This is a genomic window from Xanthomonas sp. 3498 (assembly GCF_014199795.1).
Classification (GTDB): Bacteria; Pseudomonadota; Gammaproteobacteria; order Xanthomonadales; family Xanthomonadaceae; genus Xanthomonas_A; species Xanthomonas_A rydalmerensis.
On record NZ_JACHOH010000001.1, the window covers coordinates 1076008 to 1100457 of the forward strand.

The 24450-nt window shown below is 71.0% G+C and carries 18 protein-coding genes; 9 read left to right on the top strand and 9 right to left on the bottom strand.

Annotated elements, in window-relative coordinates; genetic code table 11:
- The first annotated feature begins 566 nt into the window (after window positions 1–566).
- The 3 genes from GGR66_RS04280 (at window position 567) to GGR66_RS04290 (ending at window position 6207) form a co-directional block, all read left to right on the top strand.
- Window positions 567–2138: a M4 family metallopeptidase gene (locus tag GGR66_RS04280; protein ID WP_184447322.1), complete on the top strand. Its 1572-nt coding sequence runs from the start codon at window positions 567–569 to the stop codon at window positions 2136–2138.
- 737 nt (window positions 2139–2875) lie between these two features.
- A complete protein-coding gene (locus GGR66_RS04285; protein WP_184447323.1) occupies window positions 2876–4840 on the top strand; it encodes a DUF4034 domain-containing protein in 1965 nt (654 codons plus the stop codon).
- An 80-nt stretch (window positions 4841–4920) separates the two neighbouring features.
- The gene (locus tag GGR66_RS04290) at window positions 4921–6207 is read left to right on the top strand and encodes a DEAD/DEAH box helicase (protein WP_184447324.1); all 1287 of its coding nucleotides are present in this window, start codon (window positions 4921–4923) and stop codon (window positions 6205–6207) included.
- 45 nt (window positions 6208–6252) lie between these two features.
- On the opposite strand, the gene GGR66_RS04295 is transcribed toward GGR66_RS04290, so the two are convergent.
- On the bottom strand, window positions 6253–6582 hold the full coding sequence (locus GGR66_RS04295; RefSeq protein WP_184447325.1) for a DUF6172 family protein: 330 nt from the start codon (window positions 6580–6582) through the stop codon (window positions 6253–6255).
- 161 nt (window positions 6583–6743) lie between these two features.
- Here GGR66_RS04295 and GGR66_RS04300 point away from each other — a divergent pair, with 161 nt between their 5' ends.
- The gene (locus tag GGR66_RS04300; protein ID WP_184447326.1) at window positions 6744–7505 is read left to right on the top strand and encodes an SDR family oxidoreductase; all 762 of its coding nucleotides are present in this window, start codon (window positions 6744–6746) and stop codon (window positions 7503–7505) included.
- 212 nt (window positions 7506–7717) lie between these two features.
- Here the strand turns inward: GGR66_RS04300 and GGR66_RS04305 are convergent, their stop codons facing one another.
- Window positions 7718–8350, bottom strand: a complete 633-nt coding sequence (locus GGR66_RS04305) for an NAD-dependent dehydratase (RefSeq protein WP_184447327.1) — start codon at window positions 8348–8350, stop codon at window positions 7718–7720.
- Between the two features lie 425 nt (window positions 8351–8775).
- On the opposite strand from GGR66_RS04305, the gene GGR66_RS04310 reads away from it, so the two are divergent.
- The gene (locus tag GGR66_RS04310) at window positions 8776–9702 is read left to right on the top strand and encodes a carbohydrate kinase (protein WP_184447328.1); all 927 of its coding nucleotides are present in this window, start codon (window positions 8776–8778) and stop codon (window positions 9700–9702) included.
- Between the two features lie 91 nt (window positions 9703–9793).
- On the top strand, window positions 9794–10294 hold the full coding sequence (locus GGR66_RS04315) for an MgtC/SapB family protein (protein ID WP_184447329.1): 501 nt from the start codon (window positions 9794–9796) through the stop codon (window positions 10292–10294).
- Here the strand turns inward: GGR66_RS04315 and GGR66_RS04320 are convergent.
- The gene (locus GGR66_RS04320) at window positions 10255–10881 is read right to left on the bottom strand and encodes a ParB-like protein (protein ID WP_184447330.1); all 627 of its coding nucleotides are present in this window, start codon (window positions 10879–10881) and stop codon (window positions 10255–10257) included. The genes GGR66_RS04315 and GGR66_RS04320 overlap by 40 nt on opposite strands.
- Window positions 10882–11358: 477 nt before the next feature.
- Between GGR66_RS04320 and GGR66_RS04325 the strand changes: the two genes are divergently transcribed.
- Window positions 11359–12963 (top strand): GGDEF domain-containing protein, encoded by a 1605-nt coding sequence (locus tag GGR66_RS04325; protein WP_184447470.1) that lies wholly within the window; start codon window positions 11359–11361, stop codon window positions 12961–12963.
- 95 nt (window positions 12964–13058) lie between these two features.
- Here the strand turns inward: GGR66_RS04325 and GGR66_RS04330 are convergent, their stop codons facing one another.
- Together GGR66_RS04330 and GGR66_RS04335 are read right to left on the bottom strand one after the other, a co-directional pair.
- Complete coding sequence (locus GGR66_RS04330; protein WP_184447331.1) at window positions 13059–13961, bottom strand: DUF808 domain-containing protein; 903 nt, start codon at window positions 13959–13961, stop codon at window positions 13059–13061.
- 129 nt (window positions 13962–14090) lie between these two features.
- Complete coding sequence (locus GGR66_RS04335; RefSeq protein ID WP_184447332.1) at window positions 14091–14837, bottom strand: DUF808 family protein; 747 nt, start codon at window positions 14835–14837, stop codon at window positions 14091–14093.
- Window positions 14838–14959: 122 nt separating this feature from the next.
- On the opposite strand from GGR66_RS04335, the gene GGR66_RS04340 reads away from it, so the two are divergent.
- Window positions 14960–16585: a dihydroxyacetone kinase subunit DhaK gene (locus GGR66_RS04340; RefSeq protein WP_184447333.1), complete on the top strand. Its 1626-nt coding sequence runs from the start codon at window positions 14960–14962 to the stop codon at window positions 16583–16585.
- A 365-nt stretch (window positions 16586–16950) separates the two neighbouring features.
- Here GGR66_RS04340 and GGR66_RS04345 read toward each other — a convergent pair whose 3' ends face one another.
- Window positions 16951–18099 (bottom strand): hypothetical protein, encoded by a 1149-nt coding sequence (locus tag GGR66_RS04345; protein WP_184447334.1) that lies wholly within the window; start codon window positions 18097–18099, stop codon window positions 16951–16953.
- Window positions 18100–18184: 85 nt separating this feature from the next.
- A complete protein-coding gene (locus GGR66_RS04350; protein ID WP_184447335.1) occupies window positions 18185–18325 on the bottom strand; it encodes a hypothetical protein in 141 nt (46 codons plus the stop codon).
- 423 nt (window positions 18326–18748) lie between these two features.
- Between GGR66_RS04350 and GGR66_RS04355 the strand changes: the two genes are divergently transcribed.
- Window positions 18749–20440, top strand: coding sequence for an AarF/UbiB family protein (locus GGR66_RS04355; protein WP_167087842.1), 1692 nt, complete (start codon window positions 18749–18751; stop codon window positions 20438–20440).
- A gap of 119 nt (window positions 20441–20559) precedes the next feature.
- Here GGR66_RS04355 and GGR66_RS04360 read toward each other — a convergent pair whose 3' ends face one another.
- Both GGR66_RS04360 and GGR66_RS04365 read right to left on the bottom strand, forming a co-directional pair.
- Window positions 20560–22947: a DUF3772 domain-containing protein gene (locus GGR66_RS04360; RefSeq protein ID WP_184447471.1), complete on the bottom strand. Its 2388-nt coding sequence runs from the start codon at window positions 22945–22947 to the stop codon at window positions 20560–20562.
- Window positions 22948–23271: 324 nt separating this feature from the next.
- Window positions 23272–24294: an NAD(P)H-quinone oxidoreductase gene (locus tag GGR66_RS04365; protein ID WP_184447336.1), complete on the bottom strand. Its 1023-nt coding sequence runs from the start codon at window positions 24292–24294 to the stop codon at window positions 23272–23274.
- Window positions 24295–24450: the final 156 nt, after the last annotated feature.

Below are 24450 nucleotides of genomic sequence, written 5' to 3' on the forward strand. Positions count from 1 at the left end.
AGCAGGCTGCGTCTCTGCGTCAGGCGCAGCAGATGCGCAGTCAGTGTGGGAGGGACTTCAGTCCCGACGCGACGAGCGGAAAGATGTCGGGGTTCAAGTTCTTCTAGCGTGGATGGCTCGGGGGCCGCCTAAACCCATCCCTGTATTGCTACGGTCTCCGACAATCGCTGTCCGATCCATCGAGCGATTCGTGCACGGCACGTCGCGGCCGACACCGCTCTCCCAGCACGCGTTCGAACGTACCGCGACGGGCTCGCTGCACGGAACGGCATCGCATCGCACGCAGGTCGACGTCCGGGTTTCAGGCGGCATGCTGTGATGGCGCGCCGGTCTGCCGCAACGGCGCATCACGCGCCACGCCAGTGTGCAGAGCACATTCGGCAGTCTTGGAAGACTGAACGCAACCTGTCTACCACGCGACGCGGCGGCGCCGTTATGGTCGTTGCACAGGGGGAGGCACTGCGCCGATCGGCCGCATTGCCCCAGTCGTCATGCCACGTCACCGCTACGGCCGCTCCGCTGCCGCGTCGGCGTGTCCTTCCTTCTCGCGTTCGAGGATTCCGCTCATGTCCCTGTCGCTTCGTCATCGTCCGTCGGCACTGGTCTCGTCCCTGCTGCTCGCGCTCGCCGCCACTTCCGCCAGCGCCGCGCAGCGCGTGGACCTGCACGCCAAGAACCCGGATACGCTCAGCACCCAGTACCGCAGCGCCGCAGCGCGCGTCGGTGGCATTCCGGCCGCGGCCGCGGTGCGCCATGCCGAACTGATCGGGCTGGATGCCGAATCCGCGCTCACCCTGCTCGGCAGCAGCGAAGATGCCGACGGCACCGTGCACCGCCGCTACCAGCAGACCTTCCGCGGCATTCCGGTGTGGGGCGAACAGGTGATCGTCAGCGAGCGCGCCGACGGCAGCGTGCGCAGCCTGTTCGGCCGCTCGGTGGCCGGGCTGGCCAGCGAACTGCCGGCCACCGCCGCCAATGCCGCCAGCGCGTCGCTGAGCCCCGATGCCGCGCTGACGCTGGCCCGGCGCGTCGCGCTGGGCGCGGCCCAGGCCGAGCGTCGCATCGAACGCGCGCAGGCGCCGCAGATGATCTATCTCGACGACAGCGACCGCGCACACCTGGCCTACGTGGTGTCGTTCTTCGCCGATGCGCCGCAGGGCGGCGCGCCGAGCCGGCCGTTCGTGATCGTGGATGCGCGCAGCGGCGCCATCCTGAAACAGTGGGACGCCCTGACCACGCGCGACGCCACCGGCCCCGGCGGCAACGCCAAGACCGGCCAGTACGAGTACGGCAGCGACAGCATCCACGGTTTCCTGGAGGTGGACGACAGCTGCCGCATGCAGAACAGCAACGTCAAGTCGGTGAACCTCAACGGCGGCAGCTCCGGCACCACCGCGTACCAGTTCACCTGCCCGCGCAACACCTACAAGGCCATCAACGGCGCCTACTCGCCGATCAACGACGCGCACTACTTCGGCGGCGTCATCGAGAAGATGTACCGCAGCTACGTCGGCGTGGCGCCGCTGACCTTCCAACTGGTGATGCGCGTGCATTACGGCACGCGCTACGAGAACGCGTTCTGGAACGGCTCGACGATGAACTTCGGCGACGGCAACACGCGGTTCTATCCGCTGGTCAGCGCGGATGTCGCCGGCCACGAGGTCTCGCACGGCTTCACCGAGCAGCATTCCAACCTCACCTACTCCGGCCAGTCCGGCGGTATCAACGAGGCGTTCTCGGACATGGCCGGCGAGGCCACCGAGTACTACCTCAAGGGCACGAACGACTTCAAGGTCGGCACCGAGATCTTCAAGGCCAACGGTGCGCTGCGCTACATGGCTAACCCGACGCAGGACGGCAGTTCGATCGACAACGCCGCCAACTACCGCAGCGGCCTGGACGTGCATTACTCCTCGGGCGTCTACAACAAGGCGTTCTACAACCTGGCTACCACCTCGGGCTGGAACACGCGCTTGGCGTTCGAGGTGTTCGCCCGCGCCAACCAGCTGTACTGGACGCCCAGCACCACCTTCAACAGCGGCGCCTGCGGCGTGCGCACCGCCGCCAGCGACCTGGGCCGCTCGGTGACCGCGGTCAACAACGCCTTCGCCGCCGTCGGCGTGAGCTGCACGCAGTAGCCCCAGCAGTCCTGCGGGCCCGGCCATCGACAGCGATGGCCGGGCCCGCGGCGATGGAGATCCACAAGGCCGTGCGTTGCGCCGACCCGCGCTGGCACAGCGCTACCGACGGCACGGTGTCGGTGATGGTCACGCGAGTGTCGCGCGCAGCACCGACACGCGGCACGTACGTTCGCAAGTGTTGTCCGCACGGCATGGCATGCACCCTCGGAAGCGGCAGCGATCGGCGCATGGGCCGCGCCCGCGTGACCACGGCGATGACGCTATGCCCACGACGGTGCGCTAACGACGCTGCCCTATACTGCGCACCCCACTCGACGCCCCATGTCCGCATGCCGGCCGTCTGCATTGCGACGCCGCGCGTGCGATCCGCGACGTCAGACGGCGAGGCCCGCCTGTTCCGTGCCCGTTTTCGTCTTCCCTTCCCTGCGCCCAATGCCGCATTCACCGCCAGCCGCCACCGCGGACGGCGCGGCGCCTGCGTGCAAGCGGATCCTCGGCGCGCAACGACGGCGCCGTCTGCGAGCGCATAGTGCTCCGCACCTGCGCCTGCGCCTGCGCCGCCACGCGCGCGGGTACCGGAGCGGGCCGTGCCGCCATCGGCGCGCTGCCGACGCGATCCGCCGTGGCGATACGGCATGCCTGCATCACCCGCGTGGGCAGCCCGTTTGCGCCGCGACGGCAGCGCATCCGCTTATCACTTCCCTTCCGATCCGAGACGTCCCATGCATCCCGCCATGTCCGTCGCGCAAGCCGCGCGCGCCGAGCTGACCCCGTTCCAACACGACCTGCTCGCCCAGCGATTCGACGCGGTGGACGCGCAGTTGCGGACGCTGCTCGCCGCCACTGACGCAGCCGGCGAGGCGAGGCTGTACGCGCGGGTCGTGGATGAGACCGGTGCACTGGCCGCCACCCGCCCCGATGCGCTGGCAGCCGTGCTGGACGCATGGCAGCGACAGTCTCCGGACAGCCTGGCACCGCGGCTCCTGCGCTGCGCCTTCTGGGAGCGACGGGCGCTGCAGGCGCGCGGCACCGGTTGGGCCGACGGCGTCGACGAAACGCAGTGGCGGGCGGTGCGCCTCGCGCAGTGGCGCTTGTTTGCAGACGCGCTGCAGTTGATGGTGCGGTTTCCGCTGCCGTGGATCCTCGGCACGCTGCTCACCCGCAGCGTGCAGGCCTTCGGCGAACCGGACTGGTTGACGCACTGGCGGTGCGAGGGCGTGCATCCCAACGACAACGCCACGTTCGATGCGGCGGACGCGCGGGACATCGCGTCCCTGGGCCTGCCGGCGATGCTGCCCGCGCCATTGCACGCGCCGGACGGGAGGCCAGACCCCAGCGACCCCGTGCCGCCGGCGTGGTTCTGGCTGTCGCTGACCCTGGGCCACAGCGGCCATGGACTGGCAGCCTTGCTGTCCTACGCCACGCTGCAGACCCCACGCTGGGGCGGCAGCCGCGAAGAGATCCTGGCGCTGGCCGAAGGGCCCCTGGCCGCCCGCCTCGACCAAGGCGAACGCCACCGTCTGCGCCTGGTCGCCTGGCTCGACGCGATCGACGTGGACAGCATCGAGACCGACGACGCCGAGGCGGTCGCGCAGGCGGTGCAACAAGGGCATGCCTTGTTGCACCGCACGCACGACGACGGTGACCGTGCGCAGGTGCATCTGCAGTTGGCGGAGCTGTACAGCTTCGCCGAACGGCCGGACCAGGCCGTTCCCCATCTGGCGGCCGTCGCCGCGTTGCCGGCGCCGTTGCGCCTGGACGATCACCAACTGTTGCGGGCGTTACATGCCGCGGTGCAGAGCGGACAGCTGCAGGCCGACTGGTTGGGCGCGCTGGCCGCGCGCAGCTGCGCGCAGACGGCGCATGCGGCCGTGCTCTACGGCCTGCTGTGCGATACCGGCTGGGGAGGCGTGCAGCGCGATCCGGCCATCGCCGAGGCGTGGTACCGGCACGCCGCCACGCTTGCACCGTTGCCCGCGCCGGAAGAGGTGTGCCCGTTCAACGACGTCTACTACGCCTTCGACGAGCAAGTGCAGCACGGTCCACTGCAACACATGGCCCGCTGCGGCGCCGAGCTCGGCTATCCGGAAATGCAGTTCGCCCTGGGCTATCGCTATTTCGAGGATGAGGACAGCTACGACCCGACGCTGGCGATCCACTGGTACCGGCGTGCGGCCGAACACGGATTTCCGCGGGCCGCGTACAACCTCAGCGTGGTGTACGACCGCGGCATCGAACAAGGCGGTATCGCCGGGCTGGCACCGGATGAACTGGTGCGCCTGTCCAACGACTGCGAGATCGCCTGCCTGGAGGCCACCGCGGCGCTGCCGACGCTGTCCGAACGCGCGAGCCGCCGCGCCAACGCCTGTCTGCACGGCCTGCGCCACTTCCTCGCCCACCACGACGACGACCCGGCGCGGATCGAGCGCGTCCTGGGCGTGCTCACCCGGTTCGCGCATGCCGGCTGGGTGGAGGCCATGCGCGGCCTCGGCCACTTCCACGGCACGACCTCCAATCCAGCCTGGCAGGACTTCGACCGTGCGGTGCGCTGGTGCGAGGCGGCCTGCCGGCTGGTGCCGGACGATGCCGACACCCTGGCGCTACGGCAGACCCTGCAGGGCGACGGCTGGCTGGCGAAGCGGCGCTACGCGCGGGCGGCGGCGCGTGCCGCCGAGCGGGCGACCGACCTGCCGCACTGAGCGCGCCTTCGCCAGTCCGCGCGCGGTCGGCGATACTGCACGCCCGCCGTGACCCGCATGGCCTCGCTGCCCGTCTCCCGATGCCGTTCGCTTCCCTCGGTCTGTCGCCCGCGCTGTATCCCGCCTTCGCCGCTGCGCTCGCGCGCGCCGGCTGGCAGACGCCCACGCCGATCCAGCAACAGGCGGTGCCGCTGATCGTCGCCGGCCACGACCTGCTGGCCATGGCCCAGACCGGTTCCGGCAAGACCGCGGCGTTCGCCCTGCCGCTGCTGCAGGCCTGCGCGCAGGCGGCCAGGCCGGCGCGTTCCACCCGCGTACTGGTGCTGGTACCGACCCGCGAACTGGCGGTGCAGGTCGCCGACACCTTCGTCGCACTCGGCCTGGAACTGCCGCGGCGGCCCCGGGTGGTGGTGGCGGTCGGCGGCGTCTCGATCAATCCGCAGATGCTGGCGCTGCGCGGCGGCGCCGATGTGGTGGTGGCCACGCCCGGGCGCCTGCTGGACCTGCTGGAGCAGCGCGCGCTGCAACTGGACGCGGTGGCGCACCTGGTGCTGGACGAGGCCGATCGCCTGCTCGACCTGGGCTTCGGCGCCGAACTGGAGCGGCTGCTGCAGCGGCTGCCGCCGACGCGGCAGACCCTGCTGTTCTACGCCACCATGCCGGCACCGATCGCCGCGCTGGCCACGCGCCTGCTGCGCGCGCCGCGGCGGATTGGCGAAAACGCCGACGCCGCGCCCATCCCGGCGACGCTGCGCCAGCGCGCGATCGAGGTCGACGACGGCCGTCGCCTGGCGTTGCTGCAGCATCTCCTGGAACAGGAAGCGTGGCCGCGCGCACTGGTGTTCGTGGCCAGCCGGCGCGATGCCGAACGGGTTGCCACGGCGCTGGCCAAGGCCGGCATCGCCGCGCAGCCGCTGCATGGCGAGCTGGCCCAGGGCCGGCGCCAGCGCACCCTGGACGCGTTCCGCCAACAGCAGCTAAGGGTGCTGGTGACCACGGACCTGGCAGCGCGCGGCATCGACATCGCCGCGCTGCCGGTGGTGGTGAACTACGACCTGCCGCGTTCCACCGCGGACTACACCCACCGCATCGGCCGCAGCGCGCGCGCCGGCGCCGAGGGCCAGGCGCTCAGCTTCGTCGACGCGGCCAGCGCGGCGCACCTGCGCCTGATCGAGAAACGCCAGGGCGTACGCGTGCTGCGCGAACGCATTCCCGGTTTCGAGCCGACGCAGGCGCCGACCCCGGCCGCCACGCCGGCCACCGAGGCGGCCGCCTCCACCGGTGGCATCAAGGGCAAGCGACCGAGCAAGAAGGACAGACTGCGCGCGGCGCGTGCGCAGGACGGGGAGCCGCCCGCGAGCGGCTGAGCTGCGCCGCGTGGGTCCCCACGCTGCGGGCGCGCCGAGTCGCGCTCAGTCCTCGAACGGATCGTGCTCGCGCTCGTCCTGGCCGCCCGTGGCCCGCGGCGGCCGCGTGCACGCGCGGCTGCGGATTTCCACATAGAACTGATCGCCGCCGGCGGCGACCAGCGCGTCGACCGCACGCAGCAGCTCGGCCGGCGGCAGCACCGCGGCGGTGGCTTCTTCGGTGCCGAACAGGGTGTCGAAATCCCAGTAGTCGGTGCCGGCCGGCAGGGTCTTGCGGCGCTCGCGGCGGATGTACTTGCGGATGTCGTGCTTGGCGGCGTCGAGCAGGCGGTCGGGATGCTTGCCTTCGATGCGGAGCCGGTAGGTCTTCTTCACTGCGGGAAATCCTGGAAAGGGAATGCGGCCATCGCAAGGCGGCGGCGCGGCGGGCGCACCATGGCGGCACGTGCGACGGCCGCCATGGTGCCAGAAGCGGCCGCGTGCTGCGGATTGCGCGGATAATCGGCGCACGCCCCACGGCCACGCAGGAGCCACCGATGACCGATCCATCCACCTTCGCGGGATACCGCGTGCTCGTCGCCGGCGCCAGCCGCGGCATCGGCCTTGCCATCGCCGACGCCTTCGCCCGGCACGGCGCGGCGGTGGCGATCTGCGCACGCAGTCCCGCGCCGCTGGCCGACGCCGCCACGCAATTGCAGCGCCACGGCCACCCGGTCGCGTCGCAGTGCTGCGATCTGGCCGACGCCGCACAGATCGAGGGCTGGGTGGCGCAGGCCGCCGACGCGCTCGGCGGCATCGACGTGATGGTCAACAACGCCTCCGGCTACGGCCATGGCGACGACGATGCGAGCTGGCAGGCCGGCTTCGACATCGACCTGATGGCCGCGGTGCGCTGCAACCGCGCCGCGCTGCCGCATCTGCGCGGCAGCGGCCGTGGCTGCATCCTCAACATCAGCTCGATCAACGGCCTGCGGCCGACGCCACGGGTGCCGGCGTACTCGGCAGCGAAGGCGGCACTGAACTACTACACGACGACACTGGCGACACAGCTGGCGCGCGAACGGATCCGGGTCAATGCGATCGCGCCCGGGTCCATCGAGTTTCCCGGCGGGCTGTGGGAGCAACGCCGCCAGCAGCAGCCGGAGCTGTACCGGCAGATCCGCGCCAGCATTCCGTTCGGCGCCTTCGGCGCGATCGACGACGTCGCCAACGCGGCGCTGTTCCTGGCCTCGCCGCAGGCGCGCTGGATCACCGGCCAGGTGCTGGCGGTGGACGGCGGGCAGTCGCTGGGCGCCTGAGGCAGGTCGCGTGTGCGGCCACGGCCAGTGCGCGCGAGCGCATTGCGGCGAGCGTGGGCTGCACGCGATACGGTGTTGATGTGGCCTGGCGCCAGCGTCGCGCCGCAGACGACCGCTCCTAGGCCGGGCTGCCGCTATTTGCATCGCACACGCAATGCTGCGACCTCGCGCACCCTCTCCAATCCCGAATCCCCACTCCCCAATCCCGGCTCCTAAACCAACTGCGCCGCATCGATCACCTGCACGCCCGGTCGCGGCTGCAGCGCGGCCGCGACCAGCGCCGCGGCGATGCGTTCGGCCGGATTGATCCGGTAGCGCCGCGGCAGCAGCGGCCCGAGCGCCCGCAGCACCACGCTGGCCGCATGTTCGCCGCGGCGCCGTTGCGCGCGCTCGCCGCCGATCAGGCCCGGCCGCACCAGGGTCAGCGATGGAAAGCCGAGCGCGCGCAGGTCGTTTTCCAGGTCACCCTTGACCCGGTTGTAGAACGCCCAGGACTGCGGATCCGCTCCCAGCGCCGAGTTGAGCGCGAACGCCTCGGCGCCGTGCTGGCGGAGCCGCCGCGCGATCGCCAGCGGGTAGTCGTGATCGACCCGACGGAACGCCTCGCGGGAACCCGCCTGGCGCATCGTGGTGCCGAGCGCGCAGATCGCCGCCTGCACCTGCCACCACGACGCCTGCGCCGGCAGCGCGTCGAAGTCGAGCACCGGGTTGTGCAGCTTGGGATGGTCCAGCTCCAGCGCGCGCCGGGTCGGTGCGATCACTGCGCTGCAGGCCGGGTCGGCCAGCAACTGGGTCAGCGCGTGGCCGCCGACCAGGCCGGTGGCGCCGGCGAGCAGGATCTTCATGGGGATGTCCTTGGAGGCTGGCGGGGGAAGTTCCCACTATCGCAGGCGGAGCGGGAAGGTACTGTCGGGGGATGGTTGTGTGGCGGGCGTGGGTCCACGAGGCGCTGCGCGCCCTACCCTCACCCCAACCCCTCTCCCGGGGGGAGAGGGGCTATGGCGCGCGGCTGTTCCTTCTCCCCTCGGGAGAAGGTGCCCCGAAGGGGCGGATGAGGGTACGGCCGCAAGCCAGGCATCCTCCCTAGATAAGGGTACGGCCGCCAGTCAGGCTTCCTCCCTAAATGACGGTACGAGCGCCATCCAGGCGGCCACCCTACACGGCAGCCCAGCAGCCCGCTCCCGCACGGTCGCCGCGCCGCAGCAGGTACGCCACAATAGCCGCCCCATCGCGCCGGCCGGCGCGCTGCAACCTGACGAGGAGCGGTTCGATGTTCGTGGTGTGCGGAGAGGCCTTGTACGACATCTTCATCGACGGCTACGCCGGCACCTCGGTCGGGATGACCGCACGCCAGGGCGGTTCGCCTTTCAACGTGGCGATCGGCCTGGCCCGCCTGGGTGCGCCGTCGGCGCTGTTCACCGGCCTGTCCACCGACCCGCTCGGCCGCCAGTTGCGCGCCACTCTCGAACGCGAAGGCGTGGCCCTGGACTACTGCATCGACAAGCGCGAGGCGACCACCCTGGTGATGGTCGCACTCGACGGCGGCGGCGTGCCCAATTACGCGTTCTACGGCACCGGCTGCGCCGACCGCGCACTGACCGAGTCCGACCTGCCGACGCTGGACGCGCGCATCGGCGGCCTGCATTTCGGCTCCTACACGCTGGTCGCCGAGACCACCGCCAGCACCTTCCAGGCGCTGGCCGAGCGCGAGCGCGGGCAGCGGCTGATCTCGCTGGACCCGAACGTGCGGCCGACGGTGGAACCGGACATGGCGGTATGGCGCGCGCGGCTGGCGCGCTGGATCGCGCTGGCGCACGTGGTCAAGGTCAGCCAGGAAGACATCGAGTTGCTGTATCCGCAGCAGGATCCGTTCGCCATCGCCCGCAGCTGGCTGCAGCAGGGGCCGTCGCTAGTGGTGATGACCCTGGGCAGCGACGGCGCGGTGGCCTGGCGCGGCGACAGCGAGGCGCGCGTGCCCGGTCGCGTGGTGCAGGTGGCCGATACGGTCGGCGCCGGCGACAGCTTCCAGGCGGCGCTGCTGCAGCAGTTGCCCGACCCGGCCGCGCTGGCGGCGCTGGGCAGCGAGCCGGCCGCGCTGGAGCGCCTGCTGCAGTTCTGCGTGGCCGCCGCGGCGATCAACTGCACCCGCGCCGGCGCCAACCCACCGAGCCTGGACGAGGTCCGCGCCGCGCTCTGAAGCCGACCCACGGCACACACGACATGCGCGCGGCCGGGTTTCCTATGATGGGCCGGCCGCCCACGGCGCCACATCCACCAGGAGACCTGCCTTGATCGAGCTGTCCGACATCGCCGTGCGCCTGGGAATCGCCGCCCTCGCCGGCGCGGCGATCGGGTTGAACCGCGACCTGCACGGCAAGCCGATCGGAGTCCGCACGCTGGGACTGGTCGGACTGGCCACCGCGATGGTGGTGCTGCTGGCCGACCCGCTCGGCAAGGGCGGCTTCACCGACGCCGGCAGCCGCGTCATCCAGGGCATCCTGACCGGCATCGGCTTCCTCGGTGCCGGCGTCATCTATCACACCCAGAAACACGTCCGGGTGCATGGCCTGACCAGCGCCGCCTGCGTCTGGCTCACCGCCTGCATCGGCATCATGTGCGGCGCCGGCCAATGGCAGATCGTGGCAGTCTCCCTGGCCATCGCCTTCGTCATCCTGTTGGTTGGCGGCCGCGTCGAACGCGCCTTGCACGGGCTCCTGGGCGGCAAGCCGCACCATGCCGCGGCCACCGATCAGTCGTCGGACGACGGCCCGCACCAGCCGGGCAAGTAGCTCGCCTCCCTGCTCTTGGCGAGCGCAAGCGCGGTCTCCATGGCGCGTGCGAAGTCGCCCTTGATGTCGCGGCGCCGCAGCCGGCGGCGGAACAGGTCGGCCCACAGGAATTCGCTGAACGGCGTGGTGTCCTTGGCGTAGCCGCCCGCGCGGCGCACCTCGCCGGCAAGGCTGCGGTAGGGATCGTCCTTCAGGTCGGCGATCGACGTCGGCATGTCCTTGAACGGGCGGCGCTCGCCCTTGGCGTCGTAGGGATAGGCCCAGCGGCGATGATCCAGCACGCTCCACAGCGCGGCCTTGTCGACGACGCTGAGGTCGGCGATCACCGTGACCAGGATGTCCTTCACCCCTTCGTCGTGCAGCGCCCGCGCCAGGTGGTGATGGTCCACCACGTAGTACTTGCCGTCCGGCCCCAGTACCACCGGGATCATGTGCTTGCCAAGCAGCTCGGCCTGCTTGTGCCTGGAGGCGTGCGCGCGCCAGCGCTTGCGCTTCTCCTTCACCTCGCGCATGCCCACGGTCATCTGCGTCGGGCGCAAGGACAGGATCGGGACAGGGTGCAGCAGCGGTTCGCGGGAATCGGCCATGCTCGGTCTCGGTGGAGGTGGGGCGCGTGTAGCGCTGTCGACGCTGCGGCAGGCACGGCCGCCAGAGTGCCAGTGCCGTGCGCGTCTTGCACGGCGTCCGGACACGCGGCGATCTTTCGGCAAGCCAGGCTTGCTCCCCTCTCCCTCCGGGACCACGGCCCCCTTTTCGGGGGAGGGGCCGGGGGTGAGGGTGCGACAGCTAGGGAACCTCTTCCCCAGACGCCTCCCTAGCCACCCGACCCTCATCCGCCCCTTCGGGGCACCTTCTCCCGAAGGGAGAAGGGACGGGCGACCACGCCGCCTGAGCACATACTCCCCTCTCCCCCCGGGAGAGGGGCTGGGGGTGAGGGTACGACCGCAATGGAGTCTTCTTCACAGACCCACCACCCGCCCGCTCAAGCGCGCGCCGCCGGCGCCGATATCCAGAGCCTGAGCGCCAGCATGGGCGGCGCATTGACTGGGGAGGAGCCGGCCGGCATGTCGGACCAACGCGACGAGCCGCCCATCAGCGGACTGCGCAAACTGCTGTCGCCACGTCGGCGCGAGCCGGCGTCGACGGCGGCCGCGACGCTGCCGGCGCGCGCGCATGGCCATGGGCACAAGCACGGCCACGCGATGGCGCCTGTGGCGGGCGCAACCGACCCGGCCGCCGCCACCGCCGCGCTGATCCGCCTGTTCCAGCAGGCGCACGAGCCGCAAGGCCTGCTCGGCGCCTTCGCCGATGGCATGGCCTCGTTGCATGGCGAACTGGGCGACATGGGCCGGCGCCTGCAATCGGCAGCGAGCAGCGGCGACTGGCCCAGCTATGGCCGCGCGCTGCGCCAGCTGATCGACAAGTACATTCGCACCATCGACATCGAAGACCCGCTGGCCGGGCCCAGCGACAGCGAGCGCCTGCGCGACCTGCTGCGGCAGACCGTGGCCGGCGCGCTGGCGGCGCTGCTGCACACCCTGCCCGAGCTGGCCGGCGAGGCCGAGGCCAGCGGCGAGGCGCTGCGCCAGTGGCGCCCCGGGCAACCGCTGGAACCGGTGGCGCAGCAGGTACGCGAGTTGTGCCACCAGATCGCGTTGCGCGCCAACGACGGCCAGGAGCAACAGGCGCTGTTGCTGAGCCTGTTCGACCTGCTGCTGGAGAATGTCGGCGAACTGCTCGAAGACACCAGTTGGCTGCAGGGCCAGATCGCGGTGGTGCGCGACCTGATCGCCGGGCCGCTGGACCGCTACTCGATCGAGGAGGCACGCGGCAGCCTGCGCGAGGTGATCTACAAGCAGGGGCTGCTCAAGCAGGGCATCGCCGAGTCCAAGAACGCCATGAAGGAGTTGATGCTGACCTTCGTCGCGGACCTGGACGGCATGGCCGCCAGCACCGGCGAATTCCACGACCGCATCGCCGACTACTCGCAGACCATCCGCGACGCGCGCAGCATCGCCGACCTCAACCGCCTGCTGCAGGAAGTGCTGCAGGACACCGGCCACGTGCAGGAGCAGGCGCTGCGCGCGCGCGACCACCTGATCGCCGCGCGCCAGGAAGTGGACGCGGCCGAACAGCGCATCCTGCGCCTGGAGCAGGAACTGCAGGACGTCAGCGGCCTGGTGCGCGTCGACCAGCTCACCGGCGCGCTCAACCGCCGCGGCCTGGAGGACCTGTTCGCGCGCGAACTGGTGCGCACCGAGCGCAGCGCGCAACCGTTGTGCGTGGCGATGCTGGACCTGGACGATTTCCGCCAGCTCAACGCGACCTACGGCCACCCCGGCGGCGACAGCGCGCTGCGCCACGTGGTGGAAGTGGCACGCACCACGTTGCGCGCCAGCGACGCCATCGCCCGCTTCGGCGGCGAGGAATTCCTGCTGCTGATGCCGGACTGCACGATCTTCGAGGCCAGCGCGGCGGTGACCCGGGTGCAGCGCGCCCTGGCCCAGCGCGCGGTAGTGCACGAGGACCAGCGCGTGTTCGTCAGCTTCAGCGCCGGCGTCGCCCTGCGCCAGCCCGGCGAAGCGCAGGACGCGCTGATCCGCCGCGCCGACCGTGCGCTGTACGAGGCCAAGAAGGCCGGCAAGAACCGGGTGGTTTCGGCCGACTAGCGCCGGCGGTGCCGGCGCGGGATTCGGGAGTCGGGATTGGGGATTCGCAAAGGCAGCAATGCGCGCCGCTGTTGCGAATCCCGAATCTCCAATCCCTAATCCCTATCCCGTACCTTCTTGACGCCCAACACCACCGCCAGCACCACGGCGCCGGCCACGATTCCCACCACGGCATTGCCCAACGCAAGCACCAGGCTGCCCAGGCCGCCGCTCGGGGCGATGCCCTCGATGGCGTGATGCAGCGGGCCGATGCTGTGCACCAGGATGCCGCCGCCGACCAGGAACATCGCCGCGGTGCCGGCGACCGACAGGGTGCGCATCAACCACGGCGCCAGCCACAGGATGCCGCGGCCGATGGTCGCGGCGGCGGCGCCCTTGCGGCTCAGGTACAGGCCCAGGTCGTCGAGCTTGACGATGCCGGCGACCAGTCCGTAGACGCCGGCGGTCATCGCCAGCGCGATCGCCACCAGCACCGCGAGCTGCTGCACGAACGGCACGCCGGCAACCACGCCCAGCGACAGCACGATGATCTCCGCCGAGAGGATGAAGTCGGTGCGGATCGCGCCCTTGACCTTGTCCTTCTCCAGCGCCACCACGTCCACCTGCTGGTCGGCCAGCGCCTGCACCTTTTGCGCGTGACGTTCCGCATCCTCTTCCTTCGAATGCAGGAAGCGGTGCGCCAGCTTCTCCACGCCCTCGAAGCACAGGAACGCGCCGCCGATCATCATCAGCGGGGTGATCGCCCACGGCAGCCACGCGCTGATCGCCAGCGCCGCCGGCACCAGGATCGCCTTGTTGAGCAGCGAACCCTTGGCCACCGCCCACACCACCGGCAGTTCGCGGTCGGCGTTCACCCCGGTGACCTGCTGCGCGTTCAGCGCCAGGTCGTCGCCGAGCACACCGGCAGTCTTCTTGGCCGCGACCTTGGTCAGCAGCGACACGTCGTCGAGCAGGGTGGCGATGTCGTCGAGCAGGGTGAACAGGCTGGCGCCGGCCATGCGGGGATTCCATTCGGGATGAGCGGCGATTCTCGCCGATTCCGGCACGCGGTGGGCTGCCGGCCGCATCGGTCTCCGCCCGGGTGTATCCCATTACCGGCCCCGCGCGCTGCACAACCTGACGTAACGCTACTTGATGAGGCCTTCCGGCGAGGACGGGAAGATCAATGCGTGTGTCGCGCCGATCGCCGACGCCGCGCCGAGCACGAGCGACACAACCAAAGCGAGCAGCGACAGGCCACGCAACAGCCGCGGCGCCAGCGCCAACAGGACGCGCCCGAGCGCCGCGATGCGACCGCCCGCACCGTGCACGCGCAGGCCCAGGTCGGCGAGCAGGACGAGCGCGGCGACCGGTGTGTACATGGCCAGTGCCAGCGCAACGGCCATCAGCGCCACGCCGAGCGCGGAAAACGCAAACGGCAGCATGGACAGCACCAGGCTGGTCACGACGATGCACTGGATCGACACGACGACATCGGTCCGCATCGCGCCCTTGAGCAGCCCGGCGATCCGGGCGTCGTCTTCGGCACCAGGGTCGACCGCCGGGCGGCGCCAGGAGCGCGCCAGCCACTCCAGGCTTTCGTAGCTCTGGTACAGCCCGCACAAGCACAACAGCCCCAGCGTCAGCCGATCCGTGACGTTGTCGTGCGTCCCGAACACCGAGAGTGGCGGCAGCATGGCGTAGAGCGCCAGCAACGCCGGCACCAGCGCCAGCTTGCCCAACAGCGCGCGCCCGAACGCCTTGCCCAGTAGCCACCAGGCGCGCCCGATCGGCGCCGCGGCCACCGCCCGCGCTTGTGCCGGGGCCCGGCGCGCAGTCTCGTCCAGCGCGGACGCCAGCGCACCAAGCAAGGTGAACAGGCTGGTGCGAGCCATGCGCGTTCCTGCTGGAAAGGTCGGCGCCATTCTCACCGAGATCGCGGGCCGGCGCCGCGCGCCACGGCATCACCCGCACTCGGCTACCCTGCGGCCCAGCCCCGCACCGCCAAGGAGACGCCATGGACCAGTTCCTCACCGCGCCCCGCGCCATCGTCGACGACGTGCTCGCGGCCGCCGCCATGCTGCAACCGCTGCTGCTCTCCGAGGCCGACAGCGGCACCCGCATCGTGCTGCAGGCTGCGCGCGATCCGCGCCAGGTCGCGGTGCTGTCCGGCGGCGGTGCCGGGCACGAACCGGCGCATGCCGGCTTCGTCGGCCCGGGCATGCTCAGCGGCGCCATCGCCGGCGACCTGTTCGCCTCGCCCGGCGTGGAGGCGGTCCTGGCGGCGATCCGCGCCTGCGCCGACGCGCCCGGCGTGCTGCTGGTGATCAAGAACTACACCGGCGACCGGCTCAACTTCGGCCTGGCCGCCGAGCGCGCCCGCGCCGAGGGCATCGACGTGGCCAGCGTGCTGGTCGCCGACGACATCGCCCTGCCCGACGCCGCGCAGCCGCGCGGCATCGCCGGCACGGTGCTGGTGCACAAGTACGTGGGCCACCTGGCGCGCGAGGGCGTGCCGCTGGCCGAACTGGCGCAGCGCGGCCAGGCCTTCGCCGACCGCCTGCTGTCGCTGGGCATGGCGTTGTCCAGTTGCAGCGTGCCCGGCCAGCACGTGGGCCGTCGCGCACCGGAACTGGGGCTGGGCATCCACAACGAGCCGGGGGCGCGGCCGGTACAGCCGGGCGCGGTGGAAGAGGCGCTGGCGCTGGTCCTGGACCCGCTGCTGGCACAGGCCGATGCCCGCCTCGGTGCCGACGCGCCGCTGGTGCTGATGCTCAACGACCTCGGCGGCTGCTCGACGCAGGAACTGGGTGTGCTGACGCGGCTGGCGCTGCAGCGCATCGGCGTCGACCGCATCGCGCTGATGCCGTTGCCGGCGGCGCTGATGACCTCGATGGACATGCACGGTTTCTCGATCACCCTGGCGCCGGCCGATGCCGACGTGCTGGCCGCGCTGCAGGCGCCGGTGCAGACCCTGGGCTGGCCCGGCGTGCGCGTGCCGCACGCGGCGCAGACCTTTGCTCCGGTGCTGAAGCGCGACGACAGCCACCGCCATGGCGCGCGCGATGCGCAGTGCGCCGCAGCCCTGGCCCGCGTGGCGCAGGCGCTGATCGCCGCGCAGGCGGAACTGGACGCGCTGGACGCGCGCAGCGGCGACGGCGACGCCGGCAGCACCTTCGCCGCCGGCGCGCGCGCCCTGCAGCAGGCATTGGACACCGATGCGCTGGCGACCGGCGACGCCGCCGCACTGGCGCGCGGCCTGGCGGCGACGATCGAACACAGCATGGGCGGTTCCAGCGGCGTGCTGCTGTCGATCCTGTTCACCACCGCCGCCGGCGCACTGGCGGACGGCCGCGACTGGGTGCAGGCCCTGCAGGCCGGCGTGGCACGGATGCAGCACTACGGCGGCGCGCAACGCGGCGACCGCACCCTGCTAGACGCGCTGCTGCCGGCGCTGGACGTCCTGGCGCAGGGCGCCGACGTGGCCGCCGCCGCGCGCGCCGCACGTGCTGGCGCCGATGCCACCGCACACCTCACGCGTGCTGGCGCCGGCCGCGCTGCCGCGGTGCCCGCGGACGCACTGCGTGGCGTGATCGACCCCGGCGCCGAAGCGGTGGCGCGGGCGTTCGCGGCGTGGGGGTGAAGCGACCGGTCGGGTCGGCCAACGCGGCGCAAGGCAGGTATGGGTAACGAGGGCAGCAGGCATCGTCGGGAACGGCTGTCGCGGCTGAAGCCGCTCCTACGACGAACCCCACATGCGTGGCGTCATCACCGCACACGCACGCAGATTCGCATGCAGTTCAAGGACCATCGCCGGCTGCAGCCTTTGTAGGAGCGGCTTCAGCCGCGACAGGCTTCACCGGGAACGCCCGTCGCGGCTGAAGCCGCTCCTACAGATGGCGCCATCGAGGCTGCAATGCGCTGTCCGGGTGCACTGCGGGAGGGACTTCCGTCCCGACGCGCACAGGCCGGAATCGCCAGCGTCTTGGGAGCAACGCCCCGTCACCCCTACTCCGCCGACGCAGCCTCCAGCACCTGCGCTACCGCCTGCAGCGAGCCGCGTACCGAACCGGGCTGAAGCGTCAGCGGCTGCACCTTGCCGCGTACCACCACCTCCATGCGCTGCGGCACCCCCTGCGCATTGCCAACGATGCGGTAGGCGGTGTCGCCGCGCTCGAAGCTGAGCACGTGCCGGTCCGCGTCGTAGTCCATGGCCTCGCGTTCGGCATCCGGATACAGCAGGTCCACCCGCTGCTGTGCGCCGATCGCCGCATAGAACGGCTTGCTGCTGGCCCCGTCGCCGACATTGGCGAACACCACGATGCGCTTTCCGGCCGGCGCCAGGCGGAACTCGAGCAGGATCTTGCGCTGGCCCACCGCAGTCTCGCCTTCCTCGTCCCACACGTAGTGCATGTCGGGCACGCGCTTGCCGCCACGGTCGCGATACACCGTCTCCTGCTCCAGTCCCGGCCCGTCGCCGCGCGCGTCAAAGACCGTTTCGCTCTCCAGCAGCGGCGCGCCATCGCGGATCGAGTACGTCGCGTACTGATGCCAGCAGCAGCCGTCCTTGGTCATGGTGTGGATCTCACGCGCCTCGGCATCCACCTGGAACAGGCCACAGTTGCTCTGCGCCAGCTCGGTGAAGCCGGGACTGGCCTCGAAGCCATCGGCGGTCCCCAGATACACCTGGTAGGACGGGCCGTGATAGCAGCTGTTCTGGCCGTCCATCACCGCCAGGTCCTTGATGCCGTCGAAGTTGAAATCGTCGTAGATCAGCACGCTCTGCTCGCCGTACGGCAACTCGTGTACGTTGGCCTTGACCTTGGTGCCCTTGGCATCGGTGTCCACCACCAACTCTGGCGAGGCCACTTCGAGCAGCGGCGTGGCGTTGCCGCGGGCGAACACGCGCACGATTCCGGGCCGGAACACCTCGTCGTTGTCCTCGACCTCCAGCGTCGCGCGGTAGCGGTCGGAAAAGTCCTGCAGCTCGTAGCTGCGGCGCTTGCTGGCAGCAAAGGCCTTGGCGTCGAAATCCTCGCCGGCATAGCGCTGGAGCGCGGCCGCGGCGGTCGCGTTCGCCGACAGCAGCACGGCCAGCAGCGCGCACGCGACGAGGACAGCGGCACGGCGGACGGCAGGGAAAACGACGACGGGCATGGCAGCGCTCCTGGCAGGTGACAGCGAGCTCCCAGAGTAAGCCCGGCCGTGGCACTGGAACAGAGGCAGCCGACCGCCTGTGACGTCAGAACAAGGCATGCGCGAAGGCGCGCAGGGCGCTGCGCACCTCGGTGGCGACACCGGCGCCGTCGTCGCCCAGCAAGACCATGACCAGCAGCGCCAGGACCACCGCCGCCACCAGCAGCGCGAGCCGACGTCGGCTCATCGGGCGGCAGCCATGCCGACACCGCGTGCCTGTGCGCGCATCGCGCCGTCGGGCGGTGCGGTCTCCGGCGCATCGCACCGCTGGCCGCGCCGCAAGCGGGAGCAGCGACGCGCTCCGCGCGATATCGCCTGTTCACTCCACCGCATTCCGCTTCCGATCCTCGCTATCGCAACGCGGCAGGATACGACGCATCACCATGACGAGGACGCCATCGCAAGCGCCGGGGATAGCGCCGACGGCGGCAGACCATGCGCAAGGCCGGGATCGCGCCTGTCGTATGACAGCGACCATCGCCCCCTTCCCGGCAGCGAATGCAGGCACCTCCCGGCAGCGGCGCCCAGCCGACGCGCGCGGCGGGATTCACCGCGCAACGACCGGGCCATCGCCACACTCGACCGCGCCTACCCTTGCCCGGAGCCCACCTTGAGCGCGACGCCCGACGCGGCCGACACCCCGCACGTGATCGGCGGCCTCAGCCGCCGTACCCAGATCCTGCGCCTGCTGCTGCGCTACCGCAGCTCCGGGGTGTTTTCCGGCATGGACATGGAGACCGCCCAGGGCGAGCACGAGCTGCCGCCGGAAGGCACGCCGGAACAGTTCGTCACCGACCTGGAAGCGCTGGGCCCGACCTTCGTCAAGCTCGGGCAGATGCTGTCTACGCGCCCGGACGTGGTGCCGCCGGAGTTCGCCACCGCCCTGGAGCGGATGCAGGAGAACACCGCGCCGATTCCGAGCGAGCGCATCCGCGAGATCGTCGAGGCCGAACTCGGCGTCGGCATCAACAAGGCCTTCTCCGCCTTCGACGACACCCCCCTGGGCAGCGCCTCGCTGGCGCAGGTGCACCGCGCCGCGCTGCGCGACGGCACCCCGGTGGCGATCAAGGTGCAGAAGCCCGAGGTCGCCGCGCAGGTGCGCTCGGACCTGGAGGTGCTGCGCAGCTTCGCCAACGCCGCCGACAAGCTCACCGGCCTGGGCCGGCGCATCCGCTTCGCCGACTGGCTGGCCGAGTTCGGCAAGGCGCTGCTGGCCGAACTGAACTACGAGGCCGAAGCCGAGAACCTGGCGCGCTTCGGCGAGCACCTGCGGCCGTTCCCGCAGCTGTGGGTGCCGCAACCGGTGTGGGACCTGTGCAGCCGCCGCGTGCTGACCATGCAGCTGGCCGAAGGCGTGCGCGTGGACAAGATCTCCGGGCTGCGTCGCACCGAGCAGCCGATGGACGACCTGGCCGCGGCACTGGTGCGCGGCTACCTGGACCAGATGTTCGTGCATGGCGAGATCCATGCCGACCCGCATCCGGGCAACCTGCGCGTGCTCGCCGACGGGCGCCTGGCGATCTTCGACCTGGGCATGGTCGCGCACGTGCCGCCGAAGCTGCGCGAGCGCCTGCTCAAGTTGCTGTTCGCGGCGGTCGACGGCCGCGGCGAGGAAGTGGCCGAGGAGACCATCGCGCTGAGCACGCGGCTGGAGGACTTCGACGAGGAGCGCTACCAGCGCGAGACCGGGCAGATGATCGCCCGCTACGCGGCGCACGACGCCATGTCCGAAGGCCGGGTGGTGCTGGACCTGGTGCGCATCGCCACCACCTACGGGCTGCGCACGCCGCCCGAACTGAGCCTGCTCGGCAAGACCCTGCTGAACCTGGAAGCGGTATGCCGCGCGCTGTCGCCGCATCTGGACACGCGCGTGGTGGTCGAGGACCAGTTGCAGCACGTGATGCGCGCGCGGTTGAAGAAATCGCTGTCGGCGGCCAACCTGGCCAGCGAGGCGATGGAACTGCAGGCGCTGCTGCGCGAAGGCCCGCGCCGGCTCTCGGACATCCTCACCCTGGCCGCGGAGAACCGCCTGCAGGTGCGCGTGGCCGGCCTGGAGGAATCGCGACTGATGGAAAGCCTGCAGAAGATCGCCAACCGCGTCGCCGCAGGCATCGTCACCGCCGCGCTGATCCTGGCCTCCACGCAGATGATGCGCATCGACACCGGCACCAAGCTGTTCGGCTACCCGGCGATCGCGATGGTGCTGTTCCTGCTCGGCGTGGTGCTGGGCCTGGGCATCGTGGTCAGCGCGGTGCTGTTCGACCGGCGCATCCGCGCCCGCGAGGAGCGCGGCAGGCGCTAAAGGCCGGGATTGGGGAATCGGGATTGGGGATTCGTAGGAGCGGCTCAGCCGCGACCTGCAGCGCCGGCAGCTGGCGGCCAAAGCCGCTTGGCGCTCTACCAATCCCGAATCCCCAATCCCTAATCCCGGCGCTCCCGCGGCTCACGCAACAGCTTCACTTCCTGCGGCGACTCCAGGGCGATGCCTTCCTCAGCCAGGCGCTCCAGCAGGGCGAAGAACAGTTCGCTGCGGGTGCCGTAGGTGAGCCGCGGCGAGGCCACGTAGGCGAAGCTGTTGAGGGTGACGTGGCCGTTGGCGATGGAGTCGATGAACACCGACGGCGCCGGGTCGTCCAGCACGCCCGGATGCGCCGCGTACAGCTCCAGCAGCAGCGCGCGCAGCTTGGTCACGTCGGTGCCCAGCGACACTGCGAACTGGATCTGCACCCGGCCCAGCGGCCCGGCCAGGGTCATGTTGCGCAGGGTCTTGGTGATCAGCTCGGAGTTGGGCACGATCAGGGTGGAGCGATCGCCGACCTGGATCTCGGTGGCGCGCACGCTGATCCGGCGCACGTCGCCCTCCTGGTCGCCGATCTTGATCCAGTCGCCGATCTTGACCGGGCGCTCGGCGAGCAGGATCAGGCCGGACACGAAGTTCTGGGTGATCGACTGCAGGCCGAAACCGATACCGACCGACAGCGCGCTGACCACCAGCGCGATCCGCTCCAGGCCGATGCCCAGCGCGGCCAGCGCCCACAACGCCGCCAGGATGATGCCGACATAGCGCGCCACGGTGCTGATCGAATTGCGCGAGCCGTCGTCCAGTTCGGTCTTGGGCAGATAGGTCTGGGTCAGCCAGCGATGCAGGTACTGCATGACGCCCAGGCCGAGCAGCAACACCAGCACCGAGCGGACGATCGCGCCCGGGTACAGCACCACCTTGTCGCTGACGCGGATGCCGTCGGACAGCAGCGAGAACCAGTCCGAGACGATCGAGACGTTGGTGCCGAACGGCATCAGCAGCGCGCCGATGCCGATCAGCAACAGCACCACCCGCAGCAGCGCCGAGGTCAGCACTCCGGCCTGCTCCAGCCTGCTCGAGCGCACTCCGAAGGCACCATTGGCGGCGCGGCCGATGCGGCCTTCGCTGGCGAACAGCCACAGCGCGAAGTCGTCGGCGAAGGTCATCAGCAGCCGCACCGCGCCGACGATCATGGTGATCCAGATGATCTGCCGAGTGATGAACAGGCCCAGGTGCAGATAGCCCAGCAGCGCCGCGAGCAGCGCCACCACCACCGCGACCTTGACCAGCACGCCGATCAGCGCCAGGGCGCCGCCGTGCTGGCCGGGCGGCGGCGGTTGCGCGTTGGCCAGGGCCTGCTCCGCCGCTTCGGCGTACTGGCGCCGGCGCAGCCGCGACAGACTGGTCAGGGTGGCCAGGATCAGCACGCCGTAGACCAGCGCGATCACCCCGTCGGCGGCGACGGTGGCCGAATCGCTGGTGCGCGCGGCCTGGTTGATCACCAGCAGCATGCTGCTGAGCCAGGCCAGCGCGGCGGTGGCCCAGGTGTACTTGCGCAGGCGCCGTGCGGTGGCGTCGTCGATCGGGAACAGCCGCCAGCTCGGCTGGTTCGGCAGCAGCACGCTGGCGCCGAGCGAACCCATGAACGCCGCGGCGAAGCTGACCACCACGAAGCCATTGAGCACTGCGTCCAGGCGCTCCGGCACCGCATCGATGCTGCGCAGCGCTTCGGCCAGGGCCAGCGCGGCCAGGCCCGGGGTCAACGTGCCCAGCAGCAGGAACCAGATCGCCAGGCCCGACCGGCGCAGGCGGCTGCCCGGCGCGCGCGACACCGCATAGCGCTTGCCCAGCCAGCGCAGCAGGTAGCGCAGCGGGAACAGCAGGATCACCGCGATGGCGATGCCGAAACCGAGCGCGCCGCTGCCATGCTCGGCGATCGCGTCCTGCAGCGACTGCATGCCGAGGGTGTACAGCGCCAGCAGCTTGGCCTGGTCGTCGGGAAAGTCGTCGGCGATCTGCTTCCACAGCGCCGGCGACAGCGGCGACGGGGAGCGCAGCGACAGCTCCTGGCTGAAATGCTCGGCGCGCACGCGTTCGATCTCGTCGGCCAGTTGCCGTGCTTCCACCACCATCAGCTTGCCGCGCTTGACCCCCGAGTCCAGGCTGTCGCGCTGTTTGGTCAGCGCCTTGCGTTGCGCGGTGATGTCGGGCGAGTCCCCGGTGGCGGCCGGGCCGAGTTGTTGCAGGCGTGCCTCCACCTGCGCCAGTTGCGGCGCAAGGGCGTCCACCGCGGTCTGCGCATCGCTGGCGGCGTCGGAGACCTGCGCGACCAGGTCCTGGAAGGCGGTCTGGTTGCCCGCATCCACTTCCTTGCCGCGCGCATCCTTCAGCGACTTGGCGGCGTTGTCCAGCAGGGTCTGCGGATCCGGCGGCGCATCGTCGGTGTCCTGCGGCTGGGCCGAGGCCACCGCCGCACACAACCACAACAGCAGCAGGACCCAACGCAACAGGGACGACGAGGACGCGGAACGGGGCAGCAGGCGCACGCAGGGACCGGCACGGGCAAGCGCGGACCACCGCGCGTGCGGCGCACTATACGGTGCGGTGGTTGAACCGGGCCAGGGGTGGGCGCGGCGACTGGTGCGGGCACGCGTGTCGCCTGGGCGCACGGGTGCCTGCCGGCCGCCTGTCGCAACCGAAGCGCGCCGCTCATCACGACGGAAGCCTGGCGTAGGAGCGGCTTCAGCCGCGACGGGCGTTACCGGGAACGTTCATCGCGGCTGAAGCCGCTCCTACGGCGGCAGGCGGGTCGTCGCGACCTGTGCCCGGGCTCACCGCGCGTCCGTCGTCAGCACGATCTTGCCGATATGCGCGCTGGACTCCATCAGCGCATGCGCCTGCGCCGCCTCCTGCAGCGGGAAGCAGCGGTCCACCTGCGGCTTGATCCGGCCCTGCGCCAGCAGCGGCCACACCTGCTGCTCCAGCTCGCGCGCGATCGCCGCCTTCTCCATCACCGAACGCGGGCGCAGGGTCGAGCCGGTGTGGGTCAGCCGCTTGGCCAGCAGCGGCATCAGGTCCAGCTCGCGCACCTTGCCCTGCTGGATGCCGATCTGCACGATGCGCCCGTCCAGCGCCGCGGCCTGGTAGTTGCGCGCCAGGTAGTCGCCGCCGATCAGGTCCACGATCACATCGGCGCCACGGCCCTCGGTCAGGCGCATTGTCTCGGCGACGAAGTCCTCCTCGCGGTACAGGATCGCCGCCTCCGCGCCCAGCGCCAGGCTGGCCGCGCGCTTGTCGGCCGAGCCGACGGTGCTGATCACCCGTGCGCCGAAGGCCCGCCCCAGCAGCGTGGCGACGCTGCCGATACCGGAGGTGCCGCCGTGCACCAGCAGGGTCTCGCCGGACTGCAGGCGGCCGCGCTGGAACACGTTGGTCCACACGGTGAAGAAGGTTTCCGGCACCGCCGCGGCCTCGGTCAGGCTCAGCGCCGCCGGCACCGGCAGGGCATTGCGCTCGTGCACCACCGCGTACTCGGCATAGCCGCCGCCAGCGACCAGCGCGCAGACCTGATCGCCCAGCCGGTAGCGCTCCACGCCCTCGCCCAGGCCGACCACCTCGCCGGCGAACTCCAGCCCCGGCAGCGGCGACGCACCCGGCGGCGGCGGATAGCTGCCCTGGCGCTGCATCACGTCGGGCCGATTGACGCCGGCCGCGGCCACCCGCACCAGCAGTTCGCCACGCCCGGGGTGCGGCAGCGGCACGCGCACCGGCACCAGCACCTCGGGCGCCCCGGGCTGGCGGATCTCGATCGCGGTCATGGTGTCGGGCAGCGCGGCGGCGTGGGTCGGGGACATGGCGGGGTCCTGGCAAGGAGCGCGGCGCACGCAGGCGCAGACGCATGGGGGAACCGCGATGATCGACCTTCCGCGCTGAGTGGTCCGTGACGGCGGGCGGTGTTCCCGGACCCGGTGGCACTCGTAGGAGCGGCTTCAGCCGCGACAGGCACGACG

Coding starts and splice junctions, on each gene's coding strand:
- GGR66_RS04280 (WP_184447322.1), top strand. CDS start 567: ATGTCCCTGTCGCTTCGTCATCGTCCGTCGGCACTGGTCTCGTCCCTG.
- GGR66_RS04285 (WP_184447323.1), top strand. CDS start 2,876: ATGTCCGTCGCGCAAGCCGCGCGCGCCGAGCTGACCCCGTTCCAACAC.
- GGR66_RS04290 (WP_184447324.1), top strand. CDS start 4,921: ATGCCGTTCGCTTCCCTCGGTCTGTCGCCCGCGCTGTATCCCGCCTTC.
- GGR66_RS04300 (WP_184447326.1), top strand. CDS start 6,744: ATGACCGATCCATCCACCTTCGCGGGATACCGCGTGCTCGTCGCCGGC.
- GGR66_RS04305 (WP_184447327.1), bottom strand. CDS start 8,350: ATGAAGATCCTGCTCGCCGGCGCCACCGGCCTGGTCGGCGGCCACGCG.
- GGR66_RS04310 (WP_184447328.1), top strand. CDS start 8,776: ATGTTCGTGGTGTGCGGAGAGGCCTTGTACGACATCTTCATCGACGGC.
- GGR66_RS04320 (WP_184447330.1), bottom strand. CDS start 10,881: ATGGCCGATTCCCGCGAACCGCTGCTGCACCCTGTCCCGATCCTGTCC.
- GGR66_RS04325 (WP_184447470.1), top strand. CDS start 11,359: ATGTCGGACCAACGCGACGAGCCGCCCATCAGCGGACTGCGCAAACTG.
- GGR66_RS04330 (WP_184447331.1), bottom strand. CDS start 13,961: ATGGCCGGCGCCAGCCTGTTCACCCTGCTCGACGACATCGCCACCCTG.
- GGR66_RS04335 (WP_184447332.1), bottom strand. CDS start 14,837: ATGGCTCGCACCAGCCTGTTCACCTTGCTTGGTGCGCTGGCGTCCGCG.
- GGR66_RS04340 (WP_184447333.1), top strand. CDS start 14,960: ATGGACCAGTTCCTCACCGCGCCCCGCGCCATCGTCGACGACGTGCTC.
- GGR66_RS04345 (WP_184447334.1), bottom strand. CDS start 18,099: ATGCCCGTCGTCGTTTTCCCTGCCGTCCGCCGTGCCGCTGTCCTCGTC.
- GGR66_RS04350 (WP_184447335.1), bottom strand. CDS start 18,325: ATGAGCCGACGTCGGCTCGCGCTGCTGGTGGCGGCGGTGGTCCTGGCG.
- GGR66_RS04365 (WP_184447336.1), bottom strand. CDS start 24,294: ATGTCCCCGACCCACGCCGCCGCGCTGCCCGACACCATGACCGCGATC.